This window comes from Acinetobacter sp. UBA1297 (genome assembly GCF_002307755.1).
In the GTDB taxonomy this organism is placed as follows: Bacteria; Pseudomonadota; Gammaproteobacteria; order Pseudomonadales; family Moraxellaceae; genus Acinetobacter; species Acinetobacter radioresistens.
The window spans coordinates 64,070-84,938 of the sequence record NZ_DBUF01000013.1 but is presented as its reverse complement, the minus strand read 5'-3'; the positions used below and the strand labels follow the sequence as shown (position 1 = coordinate 84,938).

At 40.3% G+C, this 20,869-nt stretch carries 11 protein-coding genes and 2 pseudogenes; 7 read left to right on the top strand and 6 right to left on the bottom strand.

Translation table 11 applies throughout. The features are described from left to right. Positions 1–139, bottom strand: a pseudogene (locus tag B3R63_RS05845) (type II toxin-antitoxin system HipA family toxin); the annotation flags it as partial. Positions 140–334: 195 nt separating this feature from the next. Here B3R63_RS05845 and B3R63_RS05840 point away from each other — a divergent pair. Then, positions 335–1,246, top strand: a complete 912-nt coding sequence (locus B3R63_RS05840; RefSeq protein ID WP_286729093.1) for a bestrophin family protein — start codon at positions 335–337, stop codon at positions 1,244–1,246. 273 nt (positions 1,247–1,519) lie between these two features. On the opposite strand, the gene B3R63_RS05835 is transcribed toward B3R63_RS05840, so the two are convergent. Both B3R63_RS05835 and aspT read right to left on the bottom strand, forming a co-directional pair. Then, positions 1,520–3,121 carry a bifunctional aspartate transaminase/aspartate 4-decarboxylase gene (locus B3R63_RS05835; protein ID WP_286729091.1) on the bottom strand — a complete coding sequence of 534 codons (1,602 nt, stop codon included), beginning with the start codon at positions 3,119–3,121 and terminating at the stop codon, positions 1,520–1,522. 48 nt (positions 3,122–3,169) lie between these two features. Beyond that, positions 3,170–4,852 (bottom strand): aspartate-alanine antiporter, encoded by a 1,683-nt coding sequence (aspT, locus tag B3R63_RS05830; protein ID WP_286729184.1) that lies wholly within the window; start codon positions 4,850–4,852, stop codon positions 3,170–3,172. Between the two features lie 613 nt (positions 4,853–5,465). Between aspT and B3R63_RS05825 the strand changes: the two genes are divergently transcribed. From B3R63_RS05825 to B3R63_RS05800, 5 genes and pseudogenes are all read left to right on the top strand, one after another. Continuing rightward, entirely contained in the window at positions 5,466–6,734 is a 1,269-nt protein-coding gene (locus tag B3R63_RS05825; protein WP_286729089.1) for an MgtC/SapB family protein, read from the top strand. A 172-nt stretch (positions 6,735–6,906) separates the two neighbouring features. After that, positions 6,907–7,317, top strand: coding sequence for a cation efflux protein, CzcI-like (locus B3R63_RS05820; protein WP_349677291.1), 411 nt, complete (start codon positions 6,907–6,909; stop codon positions 7,315–7,317). Positions 7,318–7,364: 47 nt separating this feature from the next. Further along, a pseudogene (locus tag B3R63_RS05810) lies at positions 7,365–8,690 on the top strand (TolC family protein). After that, a complete protein-coding gene (locus tag B3R63_RS05805) occupies positions 8,691–9,929 on the top strand; it encodes an efflux RND transporter periplasmic adaptor subunit (protein ID WP_284908090.1) in 1,239 nt (412 codons plus the stop codon). Beyond that, positions 9,919–13,056 carry an efflux RND transporter permease subunit gene (locus B3R63_RS05800; protein ID WP_286729082.1) on the top strand — a complete coding sequence of 1,046 codons (3,138 nt, stop codon included), beginning with the start codon at positions 9,919–9,921 and terminating at the stop codon, positions 13,054–13,056. The genes B3R63_RS05805 and B3R63_RS05800 overlap by 11 nt, the downstream gene beginning before the upstream one ends. Before the next feature lie 322 nt (positions 13,057–13,378). Here B3R63_RS05800 and B3R63_RS05795 read toward each other — a convergent pair whose 3' ends face one another. After that, on the bottom strand, positions 13,379–16,858 hold the full coding sequence (locus B3R63_RS05795) for an indolepyruvate ferredoxin oxidoreductase family protein (RefSeq protein ID WP_286729081.1): 3,480 nt from the start codon (positions 16,856–16,858) through the stop codon (positions 13,379–13,381). Between the two features lie 201 nt (positions 16,859–17,059). Here B3R63_RS05795 and B3R63_RS05790 point away from each other — a divergent pair, with 201 nt between their 5' ends. Further along, positions 17,060–17,998, top strand: coding sequence for a LysR family transcriptional regulator (locus tag B3R63_RS05790; RefSeq protein ID WP_286729080.1), 939 nt, complete (start codon positions 17,060–17,062; stop codon positions 17,996–17,998). A gap of 387 nt (positions 17,999–18,385) precedes the next feature. Here B3R63_RS05790 and B3R63_RS05785 read toward each other — a convergent pair whose 3' ends face one another. Next, a complete protein-coding gene (locus tag B3R63_RS05785) occupies positions 18,386–19,723 on the bottom strand; it encodes an MFS transporter (RefSeq protein WP_286729078.1) in 1,338 nt (445 codons plus the stop codon). Positions 19,724–19,842: 119 nt separating this feature from the next. Beyond that, a complete protein-coding gene (locus B3R63_RS05780; protein WP_265769284.1) occupies positions 19,843–20,868 on the bottom strand; it encodes an enoyl-CoA hydratase/isomerase family protein in 1,026 nt (341 codons plus the stop codon). Between the last annotated feature and the right edge of the window lies 1 nt (position 20,869).

Genomic DNA, 20,869 nt, shown 5'->3' with positions numbered 1-20,869 from the left:
AAGAAATAGCATATTCAAACAGATAAGATGTACGGGTTCCTGCCTCCCACCCCAAGTGTGTAGCATTGAGTAATTCTACTAGAGCACAGTCGAGCCACTGATGGTCCTGATAAATCTGTATAGTGCAAAAATTATTCATTCTTTTATTATAATATAAAAATAATAAGCAGAATAGAGTATAGTTATTTATTAGAATAAAATAGTATGAATTTCTAAGCCATAAACTTAACCGGATTAAAAGATACTCAGGCATGTGAGATAACAGATTATAAAAATCATAGAGAATGGTTTAAGATAGTCCACTCAACATAAGTAATGTTTTCAATTAAATCTTATGATTATTCGTGATAAAACAAGTAATCTGGCTTTACTTTTTGCGTGGCAAGGAACAATACTGCCTACAGTTTTACCTGCGCTCACCTTTGTTGTTTTAATCTCTGCGGTAATTGGTTATTTGACCTCTCATCATATGCTGAATGTACCGGAAGTGCCTGCTATAGGGTTTACCATTTTCGGCATTATTCTTTCTATTTTTTTAAGTTTTCGAAATAATGCCTGCTATGACCGCTGGTGGGAAGGGCGTAAATTATGGGGAGCCCTTATTGCGAATTCCAGGCATATTGCCCGTGATTCTCATGTATTACCTGATCGAGAGCGCCGGATTCTCATGTACAGGGTAATGTTTTTTACTCATCTTTTAAGAAATCGCCTGAGAAAAACCAATACTCCATTCAAGTTAGATACTCATCATCTGGCGCTGGAGCAACAAGCACTGAATCATTTGGATCAGCATATTAATGCTGCACAGTTTGTGCTTGAATGCATTCAGAAAGACCTGGTTCAACTCCTGAGACAGGGCCTGATCAGCGATATCATTTATAGCATCCTGAACCGGCATATTGTTGAATTGGGTAATATTCAGGCTGGCTGTGACCGTATATTAAGTACACCTTTACCATTTTCGTATTCAGTTTTATTACACCGTACTGTTTATTGTTTCTGTTTTATTTTACCTTTTAGTCTGGAAGCTGACTTAGGTATATGGACACCTATTGTAGTTGGATTAATTGCTTATCTGTTTTTAGGGCTGGATGCTTTAAGTGCCCAGCTTGAAGAACCCTTTGGGCTTGAAGAAAATGATCTGCCACTTGATTCGATTGTACGTTTGGTCGAACAAGAAATGTTGAGTTCGCTTGGAGAAGAGTTGCCTGATACTATTTTGCCTATTAGGGGCAATTTAAGTTAATCAAGTGCTGCGCTACAGGTATGTCACAAATTAAAAAACTATTCATATAGGGCTGAACTCTTTAACTCAAAATCTTCAATCTTCTCACTAGCATTTATTCATTTTAGAATAAAATTCCTCTAAAATGATCAGATGGTTATTTCCACATCATAAAATAATATTATTATTCATATGGTTAATTTTGAATTAATCATAAAAATGGGTATTAAAATTATAGAGTTTTAATACCCAATTACCCCTATGATGATATAAAACTATTTTTCTTTAGAAACTTCAGGACTCATCTTTTTTAGTTCCCAGATATTCCTGATAGGCATCTTCGGCAAAGCGTCGTAGAGAATCACCGATTGCAGCATATTGGTAAGCATTCAGATTGGCTAATGAAGCACGTGCCGATGGGTGGGATACCCCAAAGCCAGAACCTGGCAACAGAACGACACCGGTTTCATCTGCTACCCGAAATAATAATTCTGTCGGGTTTTTATTGACCATGACCCAGTTGGCAAAATCGTCACCATATAATATGCGGGCTGTTCTTTCCAGATCTACCAAGGTGTAATAGTCAACAGCGTTAAGATCTTCAGGGACTTCAACACCAAGCTGTCTATAAAGTGCAGCATCGCGTTCCCGGACTACAGACTTGACAGCTTTTTTATAAGCCTGACGAGAATCCATCATATTAAACAGGGCAAAAAGAACCATCTGTACCTGCTGCGGTGTTGACAGACCTGCGGTGTGATTCAGTGCAACATTACGGCTATCTGCTACCAAACGGTCAATAAACTTGATTTTTTCTGGTTCAGTAGTTAATGATGAATAACGTTCTTCAAGTTCCTGCTTTTCCTGATCTGAAAGCGCTGCAATCTTCTGATCAATGATATTGTTATTCGACAGCGCAATAATGCCAAGTCTCCAGCCTGTAGCCCCAAAGTACTTTGAGAATGAATAAACTAAAATAGTATTATTTGGGCAAATTGCAAAAAGTGACTTAAAGTCATCTGCAAAAGTTCCATATACATCATCTGTCAAAATAATCAGGTCAGGACGTTTTCTTACAATATCTGCCAGTATTAGCAATCCTTCATCACTTATTTTGACAGAAGGCGGGTTGCTCGGATTGACTAAAAAGAATGCCTTGATTGAAGGGTCTTCTAACTTTCTTAATTCAGACTCAGGATATTGCCAGCCCAGATTGGGATCAGCTTCAATAAAAATTTCTTCAAGCTGATAGTCATTCAGTTTGGGAATTTCCAGATACGGCGTAAAAATCGGTCTGCCGATTGCAATTCGGTCGCCAGTATTAATAATCCTGTTTTCTTTTAAGGAGTTAAATATATAAGCCATGGCTGCGGTTCCGCCTTCAACCGCAAACAGGTCCAAGCCTTCCTTGGGCATACTTTTTACGCCCATTTCCTGTAACAGATACTCTTTAATAATTGTTTCACTGACACGGAGCATGCGATCAGGTACAGGGTAGTTACATCCTAGAATCCCTTCGACCATTTCAAGCAGAAACATATCTGGATCTAAACCCAATTGGTCTCTCACATAAGACACTGCTTTTCCCAGAAATAAAACTCCAGGTTTATCCCGGTTCTGCATGAGAAAATTATCAAAACGTGATTGCAAACCGACAGGACGGGGGAACCCACCTAAGCCTTCTGGCATGTAAGAAAATGAAAATTCTGATTCTGTGGCAGAAAATAAACCTAATTGAAAAAAAGCCCTACGTGGCAGGGTAGCCAGAAAATTAGGGTTTCCTCGTCCAGCATTGAGCATTAAGCGGTCCCGCTTACTCTGTGCCAAAGCAATCAGGCTATCTTTTAACTCGAATGGGCTAAGTTTTGAATATTTAGAATAATCTACATTCCCCATGGGAAATCTCCTTAGTGAATAGTGATCTTAAAATGCTTGAAACAATTTTTAGGCTAATCCGACAATAATTGGACCGAGTAAGGTTAAAAAAACGTTTGCTAGGGCGTAGGTAATAGCAAAGGGTACGGTAGGTATAGAGTTTCCGGCTTTATCCAATACACCACCAAAAGCGGGGTTGGCACTGCGTGCACCTGATAATGCACCTGCCATAATGGCGACATTGTCATAACGAAGAATATAACGGGCGAAGAACATTGAAAGGATAAGAGGAACAACAGTAACCACCACACCAATCATAAATAGTGATAGACCACTTTGCTTGATGGTCTGAATCGCCTGTAAGCCTGATTGCAGCCCGACAGCAGCGACAAATCCTGCAAGTCCCAAATCCTTAAGTAGCTGTGATGCTGCTAAAGGCATATTGCCATGCACTTGATTACGGCTACGTAACCATCCAAATAACAGGCCAGAAAGTAGCGCGCCTCCACCTGCACCTAAAGTAAGGGGCACCCCTCCAATACGGATAACAAAAAGGCCAATAACCAAACCGACTACAAGACCTGCTCCATGAAACATCCAGTCTGTTTTTAAACTCTCAGGTAAAGCTTTTCCGGCTTCTTTCACTAACCGCTCAAGATCGGTTTTTGTCCCATATACTGTGACTACATCACCAGGTTTCAAAACCAGATCATCATTTAGAACCTGTGTTTCATTATTTCGTTTGATACCAAGTACATATATACCGTGTTTCAAATAGGCAGGCGTATTGGCCTTTACCTCGCCCAAGCTGTGATTAAGGTATTTAGAATTTCTGAGTACTACATCCGTGGTCTGCATCACCATTTCCATACCAGGAGAAGACTGTAGCTCTGGACCAATATACTCAGAAATTGCAACCACACTAGCTCGTCGCCCTACAATCAGTACAATATCATCTGTCTGCAAAATGATATCTGGAGATACATCGATAAACTGGTCATCACGTTTTAAGCGTTCGATGGTAGTGCTAGATTGTTTGGCCTCAAGTTCTTCTATTTTCAGACCATTACCCTGTTTGACTTGATAAATACGTCCGACTATTTCCGGAATAGCCAGCTCTTGACCCGGAGCCAGCTCAAAGGCACCTTTCAAACGTTCAGATTGTGCTTTTAGAGCATCGTCATGGATTTCTCTTCCCATAAATTTAGGAAGAATATTGACACAGATAATAATTGCGCCAAGTGACCCAAAAATATAAGTTACTGCATAGCCAATTGCGACATTTGCCTGTAGCTTTTGTATTTCAGCAAGAGGTAAATCCAGTCGTGATATTGCATCTCCAGCAGTACCAATAATAGCTGACTGCGTCATGCCACCTGCCGCTAGTCCTGCTGCCAGCCCTTTGTCCAGATGGAAAAGCTTGGCCATGAGCAGTACCGTAATTAAGCCACTCACTGCCATAAATACTGCAAGCAGAATCTCTTTAATAGAGTGTGGTCCTAATGATTTAAAAAATTGCGGTCCACTTTCAAAACCTACAGCATAAATAAATAACGCAAAAAGAATCGCTTTTACACCATTATCTACAGAGACACCAATCAGGCTTAAAACCACTGCAACAAGAAGCGAACCAGCAACGCCACCAAACTGGAACCTGCCAAATTGAAACTGACCAATCCAGAAACCAATTGCAAGTGATAAAAATAATAAAATTTCTGGACTATGACTTAATTCATGTTGTAACCATTCAATCTTATATTCTCACTTCATTATTAATATATTTTTAGGTAAAGAATCATGGTTTTTTTAAACTATTTACTTAAGCTACTATTCTAATTATTAGAAAAAAAATTTACTTTACTTAAGTATAAATATATATTAATTTCAATGTTTTAATTATTATATAATATAAAGATAACTTATATAATTAAAATTAAGATATTGATAATAATTAATTATTTTTAGATTATAAAATTTTTAAAATAACTTTTATTTAATAATAAATTGTAAAATTTTATGTTGGGTTTTAAATAAAATTTTGAGAAAAAATTAAACATAATTAATTGATTAAAGTTACTTTAATTAAATTATTTAATATTCATGCTAGGCTTAAATAATTAATAGGTAAATGTAATATATCTTTAATAATTCAAAAATATTTTATAGTTGCTTAGTCTTTTTACTAAAAACTGAAATTTTTATAAAGATGAGAATAATAAAATTAATTATTTCTTTAGGATTCTGAGTTTTTTCATTCGATAATATTATGCTTTTATTGGTTCAATCAGTTATGTATTTTAAATTGGTTGCTTTTTAATAATAATATCTTATAAAGATAAATATGAACTGATAAAAGGAAAGGCATTTGAATATTCTTTTGCAAAATCTAACTTTTCAAGAACTTCTCACAATTATATTGTCTGCATTAGGATGTGGTCTTTTAATCGGGCTAGAGCGGGAACGTAATAAAAATACCCGCAATGAACAAAGTTTCGCGGGATTAAGGTCTTTTACGATCAGCGCCTTATTGGGGGCTTTGTGTTTTGTTATACACCCGTATGTTGGAGTAGTGGGGGCAATAGCCGTAAGCCTGTTCTGCCTGTATAGTTTATCTCAACAAAAAGAAGATATTGGTTCCACCACTGAACTGGCTTTTTTAATGACCTACCTTATTGGGGCGGCGTGTGTCTGGAATATCCCATTAGCAGCCAGTATGGCAGTATTGCTTACCCTTATTTTAATGGGGAAAACCAGCCTTCATCGCTTTGCTGGAAAAACCATTCGAGATTATGAACTCCGGGATGGACTCCTTTTACTGGCCCTCATTTTGATCGCTTTACCGATCATGCCAAATAAACCCCTATGGGGTTCAGTGCTAAACCCATATGTCATTTTAAAATTACTGGTTTTAATCCTTATTGTGCAATCTATGGCGCATGTGGCAAAACGTATTTTATCAAATGACAAAGCACTGATTTTATCTGCTCTAGCTTCAGGTTTTGTCTCTAGTACTGCCACTATTGCCAGTCTTGGCATGCAAGTCCGCTCTAGGGAAGCCACTGCCAAAGTGAATGCCGGTGCTGCTCTGATGTCATGTGTAGCGACTTTACTGCAATTACTGCTGATTGTATCAGGTGTAAGTTTAATGTGGTTCAAACTGCTTTTTGTCCCAAGTCTGGCTGGGATAGGCATACTATGTGCTGCTACAGGCTTATTCATGTATCGGTCAAATCATTCAGATACCCGTCTAATAAAACAAGTTGATCAAGCAGATGACCGCATGTTTAGTCTCAAGGAAGCCGTTATTATTGCAGTTAGCCTCACTCTCATTCAGGCCGGAATTTATGGAGCAAATCTTATATTAGGAGATAAAGGCTTAATCTTGAGCACTTTTCTAGCTTCACTATTTGAAGTTCATGCTGCTATGGCCGGGGTGGTAGTACAAGGAAACCCAGCTAATCTGACTCTGATTTATGCAGTTGTCATTGGTTTGGCTGCACATGCACTTTCAAAAAGTATTAATGCCTTTCTAACCGGTGGCTGGAAGTTTTTTTTATATTTTGCACCTGTGCAAGTTGTTCATATGGCGGTCGTTATAATGCTGATTATTTACTTTCATCAAATCTTAATCTGAAAGCATAATTTAAAATCCAGATCTCTGAAGTATTTTTGAAGTTTTACCAAAACAGGTAAATTTATTAAAAATATCGTTCAAATGAGCCGATTCTCAATAAGAACTACATAGAACTTGCTAGCCAACTCATACTCTCTATAATAACAAGCAATTTAATTCGTTAAAGTACCGTATGCGGTCTACCACATGGATTACAGTCTTGGTTGGATTATTCATGTTCCAAAGTCTTTGGAACGTGGCAGCGGCCTTTTGCGTCCATGAAGAGCAAACTTTAGTACAGCAGAGTTATCATTTTGGCCATCATCAAAATACCCTATGTATCAGTAATGACCGCCAGCATAAGCATGATACCCAATCAGATCATAAAGGCATAAAGAATAATAATTTAAAGCTTGGTGAAGATCATCAGGATCATCTGCCTTCCATGACGCATCTGATTGTGCAAAATGAAAAAATCTCGGTTTTAATTCCAGTTTTTGAAACTCATGTCATTCCAGAGTTTCACTGGAAGAACAGCTATCAGGCACCTGACCTGTTTCAGCAAAGTCCACCTCCCGAATTTTCCCCGCTTATGGTGGGGTAGCCTAAAACATTCTCACCACTTCTAAATTTAATTAAGTGGGAAAAATCATGTCTTTACAGTCAAGGACGTTATTACGTCATGCTCTGATGGCCTGTCTATTTACAGTTATTGTGCCATCACATAGTTATGCTGAAAATATTAGCAATTTTGGATCTGCGTATGCCAAAGTACAGAGCTATCAGGCACAAGCTGAAATAGCTCGGCATTATGCACAAATTTCTGATTTAAATATTCGCCAAAGCCAATTATGGCAAAATCCGAGCCTAACGGTTGAACAGTCAGGATTCGGTTCAGATCAGGAGCAGGAATTCAGCCTCGGTATTCGCCAGCCCTTAGATATTTTTGGTCAGCGCAAGCTTAGCCAGGCCATAGCCAATACATCAGGTCAGCAGCTGCAATTGCAACAACAGTTATGGAATGCGCAAAGCCAATTAATTGTCAGATATGCATGGTCATAGTTAGCAATTGCAGAAACGGAACGTACTGTTTATGCATCGCAGCTTAGAATAAGTAAAGCTAATTTAGAGAGTGCCCAGAAACGCTATCAGGCAGGAAGCATTGCCTTGGTTGATTATGAGCGGGCTCAGATTGAAGCGTTAGAAATGGAACGGCTTTATCAGCAGGCTGTATTAAATCAGCAGTCGGCAGGACGTCAACTCTCAAATTTATGGGGTGAAACCCATGTACAAATTGATTTAAGCAAAACTTCTATTCCTTGGCCAGATCAGAGTAATCAGACAGTACAGCATTATATTTCTGAAGGATGGCTGGAAAAACTTTATGCTTTAAATATTCGGCAGTCCAATTACCGGATTAAACGTTTAAAAGTTCAAGCTCGCCCACAGCCCGCCTTAAATGTAGGGATGAACCGTACAAGGTCTCCTGATGAAAATAATGAGACGGTGTTAACACTGGGGATCGATCTTCCCCTTAATCTTTTTGACCGTCAGCAATATGCCATTCCTATTGCGCAGCAGCAGCAGATCTTGCTGAATCAACAGCAGCAGCGTGAACTAAAACAGCAAATACTTGATATTGCAAATAGCATGCATCAGCTCAAGGCTTTACGGAATCAATATGAACTGATCATAAGTCAAATTGACTTGGCTGAAAAAGTCCAGAGCAGGACCTTACAGGGCTTTAAGGCAGGTAAATTGTCAATTACAGATGTCCAGCAGGCGACTTCACAGCTGCACAGTCTACGTTTGGCGATGTTACAGACATTACGGCAAGCCTGGCAGAGCGCCCTTGGTGCTGAAGCCCTAAGTATTGGAACAAGCTATGAAGAAATCAGCCGTTCTGATGCCTACATACAACTAAATCAAAATGCGGCTGAAACATTACAGAATTTAATCAATGAGGGGACACGATAAATGAACTTGAAACAATATGGAAAATTATCCCAGCCTCTCATGATTGCGATTCTGATTGCACTAACCGCACTGGTCAGCCTGATCATCTGGTTAAATAAGCAGGAAACGAGAACTGCTGAACATGGACATGAGGATGAACATACCGGAGACGGCGAGGCTGAGGCTCATGCGACAGAAGAGCATGTTAAGGAAAAGGAAGGCGAGATAAAACTGACAGCCCGGCAAATGGCTGAACAGGGTCTAAAAGTCGCCATAGCAACTACAGGCCCAGTGGAAGAGGTTACTCTGTTGCCAGGTAAACTGGTCGTAAATACTGACCAGCAAGCTCATGTATCGCCGAGTTTCACTGGTCATGTTGAGCAAGTAAAGGTGTCTTTAGGGCAAAGTGTTCAAAAAGGACAAACTCTAGCCGTGCTTTTGGTTCTTGAACTGATTGATCAGCAGGCAAATTTACGTATGGCACAGGCAAATCTTCAGCTTGCCAAACAAGACTATCAACGTGAACAGCAGCTCTGGACACAGGGTATTTCAGCCAAACAGGATTATCAGCGTGCTGAAAATGCATACCGTCAGGCACAGCTTGCTGTACAAGCCTCACAGGCACGCTTAAATGCCTTAGGGGCAAGTAGTAATACTCATGGGCGCTTTGTTATTCGGGCACCGATTTCTGGTGTCATTAGTCAGAAAGATATTGTAGTAGGTGAAAATGTCCAATTGGCTGATCAAATTTTTGTCATTGAACAGCTCAATAATTTATGGCTTGAGTTTACTTTACCCGCTCAATACGCAGGGCCACTACAAGCCGGACAGAAAGTTTTATTTAAACTAATGGGTACAGAGCAGACCTACAGCGCACGAATACAAAGTTTAACCTCGCAGGCAGACAGTCAGACAGGGCGGCTAATAGTCCGTGCCAAGCTTGATACGCAGTCTGCCAGTTTACGTCCTAATGTATTAGTGAGTGTTTTGATGGCCAAGCCTGCTGCTAAAACGTCTCTTCGGGTAAAAAAAGCAGCCGTACAACGTATTGAAGGTGAAGATACCGTTTTTATTGTGCAGTCTGAAGAAAAAGGACAGGTTCATCTAAAGGCTCAACAGGTGAAATTGGGCCAAGCCTCAGGTGACGGGGAGTGGCTTGAGGTAATTTCCGGGCTTGCTAACGGCGAGAAGTATATTAGTGAAGGTAGTTTTCTGCTGAAGTCTGAACTGGAAAAAGATGAGGCCGGTCATGAACACTAACTCTGAACTGCCAAGAGCAGAAGGCCTGTTTGAACGTATTATCCAGTTCTCTATTCAACATGCTATATGGGTCATGCTGTTTGCCTGTATCTGGATTGCGGTTGGAATTTACAGTTATCAAAAGTTACCTATTGATGCAGTACCAGATATTACGAACACCCAAGTACAGATTAATACCCAGGCAAATGGGTTTACTGCACTTGAAGTAGAACAACGTATTACTTATCCCATTGAAAATGCAATGGCCGGAATTCCTGACCTTGAATTAACCCGTTCTATTTCCCGCTATGGACTGTCTCAAGTTACCATTGTATTTGAAGATAGTACCGATATTTATTGGGCACGTCAGCAGATTAACCAGCGAATACAAGAGATTCAGGCAGAGTTACCGGCACAAACCAGTCCAATCATGTCACCTGTTTCTACAGGGCTTGGAGAAATTTATCAATGGGTACTAAGAGCAGAGCCAAAGACGAAAAAATCTGATGGAACTGCTTATACCGCTATGGATTTACGTGAAATTCAGGATTGGGTAGTTCGGCCTCAGTTGCAGCGTGTACAAGGTGTGGCTGAAGTGAACAGTATTGGTGGTTTTGAAAAAAACTATGTGGTATCACCTGACTTCAACTACATGCAACAGCTTAATATCTCTTTAGAACAGCTACAGCAGGCTCTAAACCAAAATAATGAAAATAGAGGAGCAGGATTTATTGAAGATAATGGACAGCAACTTACAGTCCGTATTCCTGGCACACTCAACAACATTTCAGATATTGAGAATACTTTAGTCACCAGTTCCAGTGGTCGTGCCATTCGGGTCAGTGATATTGCGCAAGTTTCCATAGGACATGATCTAAGAACAGGTGGTGCAACCTATAATGGTGAAGAAACTGTTCTGGGAATTGCCATGATGGCAATGGGAGAAAATAGCCGGACTGTTTCTAAAGCGGTAGATGCCAAAATCCGGGATATTCAAAACAGTTTACCCAATGGAGTATTTATAGAAACGGTCTATGACCGTACGTCTCTGGTTGAAAAAGCGATTAAAACTGTACAGAAAAATCTGGTTGAGGGAGCGGTACTTGTTATTGTTATACTATTCTTATTTTTGGGAAATATACGGGCAGCTCTGATTACCGCCTGCGTTATTCCGCTCTCCATGCTATTTACCTTAACAGGAATGGCACAAAAAAATATTAGTGCTAATTTGATGAGTCTGGGGGCACTGGATTTTGGAATTATTGTTGATGGTGCAGTGGTAATTGTTGAAAACTGTATACGCCGTCTGGCCCATGCACAGCAGTTACTTAAACGTCCATTAACACAAAGTGAGCGATTTAAAGAGGTGTTTTTAGCTGCTCGACAGGCACGACGTCCCCTGATTTTCGGGCAGCTTATTATTTTAGTGGTGTATTTACCGATTTTTGCTTTAAGTGGTATAGAAGCGAAAATGTTCCATCCGATGGCTTTGACTGTAGTCCTGGCACTGATTGCTGCAATGATTCTGTCTATAACTTTTGTCCCTGCTGCAGTCGCTTTATGGGTTAAAGGAGATATTCGCGAAACTGAAAGTGGCTGGATGACTTCGCTCAAGAAGTCTTATGAAAAGACTTTAAATGTTGCTTATGAATATAAAGCAGTAGTCTTAACATTTGCTATTTGTCTTCTGGTGGTTACAGGTATTTTGACTACTAAACTTGGGAGCGAGTTTGCGCCACAGCTTGGTGAAGGTGATTTCGCCGTACAACAATTACGTTCTCCTAGTACAGGATTAGAAGAATCTTTACGTATGCAGGAAAACACAGAGAAGCTTTTATTAAAGAATTTCCCTGAAATTAAAGCAGTATTTGCACGTACCGGCACCGCTGAAGTCGCAACAGATGTCATGCCACCTAATATTTCTGATGGCTATATCATGCTTAAACCACATGAAAAATGGCCTAACCCTAAAGAGAGCATTGATGAGCTCCGATCCCGGATGGAAAGTTACCTTGCAACAATTCCGGGGAATAACAGTGAATTTTCTCAACCGATTGAGCTGCGTTTTAATGAGTTAATTTCAGGGGTACGTAGCGATGTAGGAGTCAAGATTTTTGGTGATGATATGCAAGTTCTTAATGGCGAGGCTGCTAAAATTGCCAAAATTATTCAGCAGGTCACAGGAAGTAGTGCGGTAAAGGTTGAACAAACCTCAGGTTTGCCTTTACTCAATGTTGAGGTTGATAAGTTTTTAGCTTCGCAATATGGCTTAAGTGTTAAATCTATTCAAGATGTGGTAGCTACAGCCATTGGCGGACAGCAGGTTGGAGAAATTCTGGAAGGAGACCGCCGTTTTGATTTCGTTATTCGTTTAAGAGATCAGGACAGAAATGTGGCTGATGTGTCCCAATTGCCAATACGACTCCCAAATGGCGGCAGTATTATATTGTCTGATGTCGCAAAAGTTGCCAGTATTGAAGGTATCAATCAGGTAAGTCGTGAGAACGGTAAACGCCGTATGGTTATCACTGCCAACGTTGAAGGGCGAGACTTGGGCTCATTTATTAGTGACTTGCAGACACAGCTTAAAACCTATGATTTACCAAGTGGCTACTGGATAGAATATGGTGGCCAGTTTGAAAATCTGGCTTCAGCTAAAACCCGTATGCAAATTGTTATTCCATTGGCTCTAATTACGATTTTTATTTTATTGATGGCAGTTTTCCATAATATGAAAGACAGTCTTCTGGTATTTACAGGAGTTCCTTTTGCATTGACGGGAGGAGTTCTGTTTCTCTGGCTGAGAGATATTCCATTATCCATGTCAGCAGGGATTGGATTTATTGCTTTATCTGGTGTGGCTGTACTGAATGGTCTGGTAATGCTGACGTTTATTAAAGAGTTACGCTTGAAGTACAACTTGCATGAAGCAGTATGGCAGGGGGCGATTTTACGATTGCGTCCTGTATTAATGACGGCTTGCGTGGCATCACTGGGCTTTGTTCCTATGGCGCTTGCTACAGGTACAGGTGCTGAAGTACAAAGGCCCCTTGCAACTGTAGTCATCGGTGGAATTATATCGTCTACCTTGCTCACACTTGTACTGTTGCCTATTCTCTATAGATGGGTGAATAGTCCTCAGAGGTAAAGTGAGTCTTATGAAAGCCTTTGACTGTTCAAAGGTAATTTTATAGTAGAAAAATTTCAAAAGTGTAAATATATAATAAGTGACTTCAGGAGAAGTAGGTCTAAGCTTTAACTGCTATTCAGAATAATAATCCTCAGAGAGTAGAACGAATTCACATGAAAAGACTTATATATAAAAAAATGCTGAATGGTGAAATAGGGGCTATGTATTAAATAAGCCATGAGATTTATTTCTGTATAGCTTAATTAAGTAGCTGGACAGGTACAGCAAGATTCAAGTCTGGGTTTAATCCTGTTTCAGCTACTATATACACTGATCCTATTTATTGATCAGCTCTATGAAGACTTAATGAAAGCTCATCCCAACGTTGTATTGCTGTTTCCATTGCTTGCATTTTGACAGGGCCAAAACCCCGTACATCTGCAGGTAAATTAGCGATTTGCTGAGCAACAGATAAATCATAATTTTCAGGTGCAGAAGTAATGGATTTCACAAATGTGATGTAACGATCACGCCAAGCCTGTTCTTTTTGTCGTTCTTGCTGTAACGCAAAGGGATCAAGGAACGTTTCCCGAAGCCACTGCAGTCGTCCAAGAATCATCATTGGAATGCGCATCCAATATCCGAAAGCACGTTTGCGTATAGTACCATGAGCCCCCAAAGCTGGAGGTGCTAAATGATAAGTTAAACGTAGACCTTGACCAAACTGCGCTTCAATAGACTGTTTAAAACTTTTTCCTGTGAGTAAGCGCGCAACTTCGTATTCATCTTTATATGCCATGACTCTATATAGCTGAGTCGCTATTGTTTCAGCCAGGTCTTCTGGTAAGACTTTGGCAGCCTGTTCCACAAGTGCTCGATACTGGGCTGCATAATCCTGATTCCAGTACTCGACAAGGCGAGAAGAGCGGTCTTCAACTAATTCGGCCAATGTAGCTGGTTTATTCGTTACTTTTATTGTTGCAATAATGCGTTTTGCTAAGTCAGGGTCACTCATTAGATGACAACCGATGCGGAAAGCTTCAAGATTTTTTTCAGCTGCAGTGGCATTAAGATGGATGGCCTTTTCAATACTTTCACGATTTAACGGGATCTGACCTGATTGCCAGGCCATTCCAAGTAGTATCTGATTTGCAAAGATTGCATCACCCAGCACTAGTGTGGCAATACGTGTTACGGGCAAAGATAAGAGTTTTCCTTGTGTAGTGCGATTACGCAGCCGATTAATCAAGTCAGTAATGGGAGCATACCAGTCACGAGACTCAAGGAAATCAGACGTAGGGGAACCATCTTCATTGACTATTACCATAGCCTCGGCCTTTAAGCGAGAAAGTGCTGCATTGCTACCTGCGACAATAGGATCTGCACCGATTAAAAGATCACATTGACCAGCAGGGATCTTGGTAGCAGAGATTTGATCATCTTCTGTAGCGAGCTGTACGTAAGAATAAACCGTACCACCTTTCTGAGCCAGTCCAGCCATATCCATAATACGTGCAGCTTTACCCTCCAAATGAGCAGCCATTCCAAGTAAAGCGCCTGCTGTAACCACACCTGTACCACCAACACCACCGACCATGATACGTACTGGTTGTTGATCGAGTTCAGGAAGAATTGGCTTTTCGGGCCAGCCAGCTTCTATACCTTTGAATATTTCCGGGCGTTTCATATCGCGAGTATGGACTGTCACAAAACTTGGACAGAAACCTTCTACACAGGAGAAGTCTTTATTACAGCTACTCTGATTGATTTGTCGTTTCGTTCCTAACGCTGTTTCAACGGGTTCAACAGATAAGCAGTTAGATTTTCTGGAACAGTCACCACAGCCTTCGCAAATATCAGTGTTGATAAAGACTCGCTCTGCAATATCCGGATAAGCGTTGCGTTTACGGCGGCGGCGTTTTTCACTGGCACAAGTTTGAACATAAATTAGCGCCGTAACGCCTGAAATTTCACGTAATTTGCGTTGAACATCATCCAACTCATTTCTGTGGTAAATTTCTACGTGAGGCGCAATACCTTCTTCTGTATGAATCAGCTCAGGTTCATCTGTAACAATCACTTGTTTTTTGATTCCCTCAGCATCAAGTTGTCGTGTTAACTGCGCCACGCTAAGATGACCATCGACATGCTGCCCGCCAGTCATTGCTACTGCATCGTTATAGAGAATCTTGTAGGTAATATTGAGTTTTGCAGCAATTGCTTGACGTATTGCAAGATAACCTGAATGGAAATAAGTTCCATCTCCCAGATTAGCAAAAATATGCTTTTCGTTGGTGAAATGAGAGGCACCAGCCCAACTCACACCTTCACCACCCATCTGCGAGAAGGTCTCTGTACCACGATCCAGTGAAACAGCAATAAAATGACAACCAATTCCCCCTAATGCACGGCTACCTTCTGGTAATGCAGTTGATGAATTATGAGGGCAGCCACTACAGAAGAAAGGTTTGCGTTCTGCAATATCAAGAACACGGCGTGATTCCTGTTCTGCTTTTTTTAACAGCTCAACTCTGTTTTGGATTTGTATTTTTAAGCTTTCTGGAATCTCCAGTTTCAAGAATCGAGCTGCCAGCATTTTAGCAATAGGTTCAGGCTGAAATTCATAATGACCAATCAAAGGCGCTTCATCAATAGATGTACTCCATTCACCCTTTCCATCACAGGCTTTACCGATGACACGAGGGCGTTTGGCATCTGAAAGTGCATATAGCTCGTCTTTAATTTGTGCTTCCAGAATAGGGCGTTTTTCTTCTACAACGATAAGTTCCTCTAAACCTTCGGCAAATTCACGAAGACCTTGGGGCTCCAGGGGCCAAATCAGCGCAACTTGGTATACTCTCAGTCCGAGCTGTTGGGCTGTCTGACCTTCAATTCCTAGAATACGTAACGCTTCAATTGTATCTAAATAACCTTTACCACTTGCTACAATACCAATACGTGCATCAGGACAATGCCATGTCACCTGATTCAGTTCATTTTCACGCGCATAAGCCAACACAGCGGGTAAGCGATATTTATAAAGACGTTCTTCTTGCTGAATGCCGTGATCTGGCCAACGAATATTTACGCCATCTTCAGGCATTTGAACATTTTTGGGTAATACAGGAATGACCCGATCTAAATTAACATGAACAGAAGCAGAGGTTTCGACGATTTCACTGACTAATTTCATCGAAGTCCATACACCTGCAAAGCGTGACATTGCTACCGCATGAGCACCTAAATCAAGAATATGTTGTATTGAAGTAGGATAAAAAATTGGAATGCCACAACCAATCATGACATGTTCTGACTGGTGTGGAATACTAGAAGATTTACAAGAGTGATCATCTCCAAAGAAGGCAACCACGCCGCCTTGCTCTGATGTTCCTGCAAGATTGGCATGACGGAGTACATCTCCAGAACGATCTACCCCAGGGCCTTTGCCATACCACCAGGCGGTTACCCCGTCATATTTACCTTGACCTGCGAGATTGGCTTGTTGCGTACCCCAAATTGCAGTAGCAGCTAGATCTTCATTTACACCAGGCTGAAAAACAACATGATGGTCTTTAAGTATATTTTCAGCCTGCCAGAGAAAATTGTCATAATTCCCTAAAGGGGAACCACGATAACCAGATATAAAACCAGCAGTATGATAACCGTTTAAAGTATCCCGCCGTGTTTGCGCGAGTGGTAAACGCACCAATGCCTGAATACCTGTCATGTAAGCAGTACCGTTATCACTTAGATATTTGTCTTCAAGTGATACGTCCTTAGTTAAAATCTTATTTGGAGTAAATTTTGTAGATATATTCATTTTATGTCTCCTTAGAATCTTGTAGTTCAAGCTACTTTATGTTCAACATCCGGTTGAATATTTGGAGTAAATGACATACTTAAAAAAGGATTGATCAGTTCAATTAAAACAATGGAACTGATTAATGTATGTACATTAATGTCATTGTGGTTGATCCATACTGGTGCAACAATGCGTAATTAAGAAAAAGATATTTACGTTATGCGCAAAAATCTTGATGGTGGATTGCTACATGCAATGCATGCTTTTCTAAAAGTCATTGATAGTGGGAGTTTTACGGCTGCTGCAGAGCAGATGGAGCTTACAACAGCGCAAGTGTCCCGACTTATTAGCGAGTTAGAAGGGCGTTTAGGCACAAAATTACTACAGAGATCTACGAGGCAACACGCATTAACCGATATTGGTGCAAGTTATGCAGAACAGTGCCGGCAAGTACTTGCGATGGTAGAAGAAGCTGAAACTCAGGCAATGGGAATGGCAACCGAACCGCAGGGGAGGTTACGTGTTTTGAGCATGGGAAGCTTCGGACATCATTATGTATCACCAGTAATGGCGGAGTTCTGTCAAAACCATCCAAAGCTTACGGTTGAGTACCGTACTTCACAGAATGTGCCAGACCTGTTAGGTAAAGGAATTGATGTAAGTTTATATCTTACGGAATCATTGACTGACTCAAGATTTGTTGCTCGTCAAATTGGGACAATATTTTCATTACTTTGTGCATCACCAGCCTATTTAAAAAAATACGGTGAACCAGAATCATTAGATGACCTGCAAAAGCATGCCTGCTTAAGATTGGTGAACCCATCTATTACACCGCAATGGCATCTCATCAGTAAAAATAGTTGTTCGTACCAAGTCGATATTACAGGACCATTAATTGCAGACACGCCAGAATTATTACTAGATATGGTACAGCAAGACATGGGTATTGCTTTGCTTCCAACTTTTACTGTTATCGAAGCTGTACGTACTGGACGATTATGTCGCGTTTTAGCAGACTGGAGATCACCTAATATTGGTGTTTATACCTTATTACCATCACGTCATTTTATTGATGCTAAAACAAGAGCATGGTTAAGGTGGGTCGATCAGCATATTTCGCCTAAGATTCAGAATGATACAGAATATTTTTTATAACTCTGATTCACTGACAAAATTATTAAGATATAAAATCAGAAGGGGTCTGTGATAAACAATCTATAAAACAGTCAGCTATCTTTATAAATGTACGAAATACTATGGACCATGCTATAACATCTGCGAAATTTCGTATTAGGTAATTATGCATTAGGATACTTATCAATGTGAATTAGATGCAGGTATTCACGTTGCTGAGCTGTGGCAACAAACAGTATTGTGCAGGCCACAGTCTCAGATATTCTATTTAACATAATATACATTATGCGAAATGCTGTGGTAAATTTAAATCCTATAAAAATACCGCCATACACTTTGTATAGCGGTATTTAAAAGTCCAGCTTCAGTAAAACTCGTTAAAAGCTTTTAGAAAGCTCTATAAAATTTTTATAAAGTTTTAATTTCTTTCTGTGTAAATGTTTCTGTAGGCTTGAGCTTCTGGTCAGGCTTTAAGAATGAAGAAGCAATAATTGCTAATATAGCAAAACTTATAATATATATAATAATTAAGTGCGGACTTCCTTCACCAATACTCAATAGCTTTGTAGCAATCAACGGCGCCAAACCGCCACCTAACACACCTGCAAATTGTACCGAAATCGAAATACCGCTATAGCGAATTTCAGCAGGAAATTGGCGAGCAAATAATTGTGACTGCGGTGCATACATAATTGGAAAAATTACACCAATTGCCAATACAATTGCTGTCCATACTAAAACAGGATCTTTTGTATTTAACATCGCAAAGAATGGATAGCTATATAGTGCAAGCATACAAAGACCAAATCTGAACATATTACGCTGGCCGACTTTATCGGATAAATATCCGCATAATGGCGTCATTACCATAATGATAGCAGCGCCACAAATTGTTGCAAATAGAATATCTTGTCTAGGAATATTTAACTGCGTGGTGGTATAGGCTAAAGCAAAGGTGGAAGCCAAGTAGAACCAGGCATTTTCAGCAGCGCGTGATAGAATAATTGTAATTAACTGTTTTGGATGATTTTTAAACACCTGTAATGCAGGAACTTTAACTTCTTTCGCTTTTTCTTTAATTTTTTCAAAGTCTGGCGACTCAGGCACTTTCACCCGGATATACCAACCTACCGCCAGCAGCACTATACTGGCTAAAAATGGTAAGCGCCAGCCCCAGCTAAACAATGCTTCCTCGGGTAGTAACGACACTAGACCCAAAGCCACCGAAGCCAGCATTAAACCGCCTCCAGTACTGGCCTGTGGTAAACTTCCCCAAAAACCCTTTCCACCTTCTGGAGCATGTTCAACAGCCATGAGAACTGCCCCGCCCCATTCGCCGCCCATCGCCATACCCTGAATAAATCTTAAAATAATCAGACAAACCGTAGCCCAGTAACCAATCGACTCAAATGTAGGTAACAGTCCGATCATGACTGTCGGGATACCCATTAACATTAAAGTCACTAATAACATGGATTTTCGGCCTACCCTGTCACCAAAATGGCCAAATACAATACCGCCTAATGGTCGACCAATAAATCCAACAGCGTAGGTTGCAAAAGCTGCGAGTACACCGGTGAGCGGATCAAGGTTTGGAAAAAATAATTTATTAAAAATGAGTGCAGCAGCAGCACCATAAATAAAAAAGTCATACCATTCAATAGTCGTCCCTACCATACTTGAGATACCTGCCAGGCGGTGAGAAGACTTTTTAGAATGCGAACCGTTTCCATGTATTGTTTGCATTGTCATATTCCTTTTTAGATTTTCTTGTTTTGAGTTTTTATACGTATAATCAGCCCTGACCATAAGTATTTTCAGTTTCTCTCTAGTCTCCTTGAATGTATAACTTCTATATGAATGACTCAGCCGAGTCGCTCTAGAATTTGTTCAAGCTCTGGATTGCCTTTTTTCCATTGCGGCTGTTTGTCTTTATCAACAATAAGTGCACGGACACCTTCAATGAAGTCACCATGTTCAAACCAGATATCCTGTAAATCACGCTCAATCTGCATGCACTGTTGTAATGACAAACTTCGTCCTAAGTGCTGAAGTCTCAGGCTGGTCTGTTTCGCAATCAGAGAACGCTGCTGCAAGGTAATCAGTATTTTATTTGTCCATGCCTTGTACTGCTCATCTTGTTCATTTTCGAGACTCTGTTCGATATCCTGCAAATTTTTAAAACCGAAATGTTTTCGAATATTTTCAGACCGTGAACTTAGATCACTCTCAGCAGGACGGGTAATATACTTTCCAATCATCTGTTGTATTTTTTCTTTATTTAAACTGGATGAATGAGCCAGCTCATTCTGTAAAGCCTGAAGTTTTTCTCCAGGCACATGGTAGTCAATCAGATCAAGATAAAGTGCATCACTACTGCTGATTTGCTCGCCGGTAATCGCCATATAGACGCCGATATCATCAAGACGAGATAGAAAGTGTGTTGCTGCAACATCAGGGAAAAAGCCGATTGCTGTTTCCGGCATGGCAAAACGTGACTTTTCACTACTCACAATAATATGACAGGCCTGTGCCAGACCGAAACCTCCACCCAGCACATAGCCATCTAGTATGACTATAACCGGTTTCTGATAATCACGAATCCTGTTAAGCATGTCGTATTCAGCACTAAAATATGCTTTATGTGCTTCAGTTTGGTTTTTATAACTATCATACAGATAACGAATATCGCCACCTGCACAAAAAGCTTTTGGACTGTTTGATTTAATCAATATAGCCTGAATGGAATGATCCTGTTGCCATGTCTCAAATTGCATATGAATCTGATGAATCATCTCAATTGAAAGTGCATTAAGATTTGCGACACGGTTTAGACTAATTATTCCCAGAACGCCCTGCTGTTCGATGATTAAATGCTTTTCCATATCCATC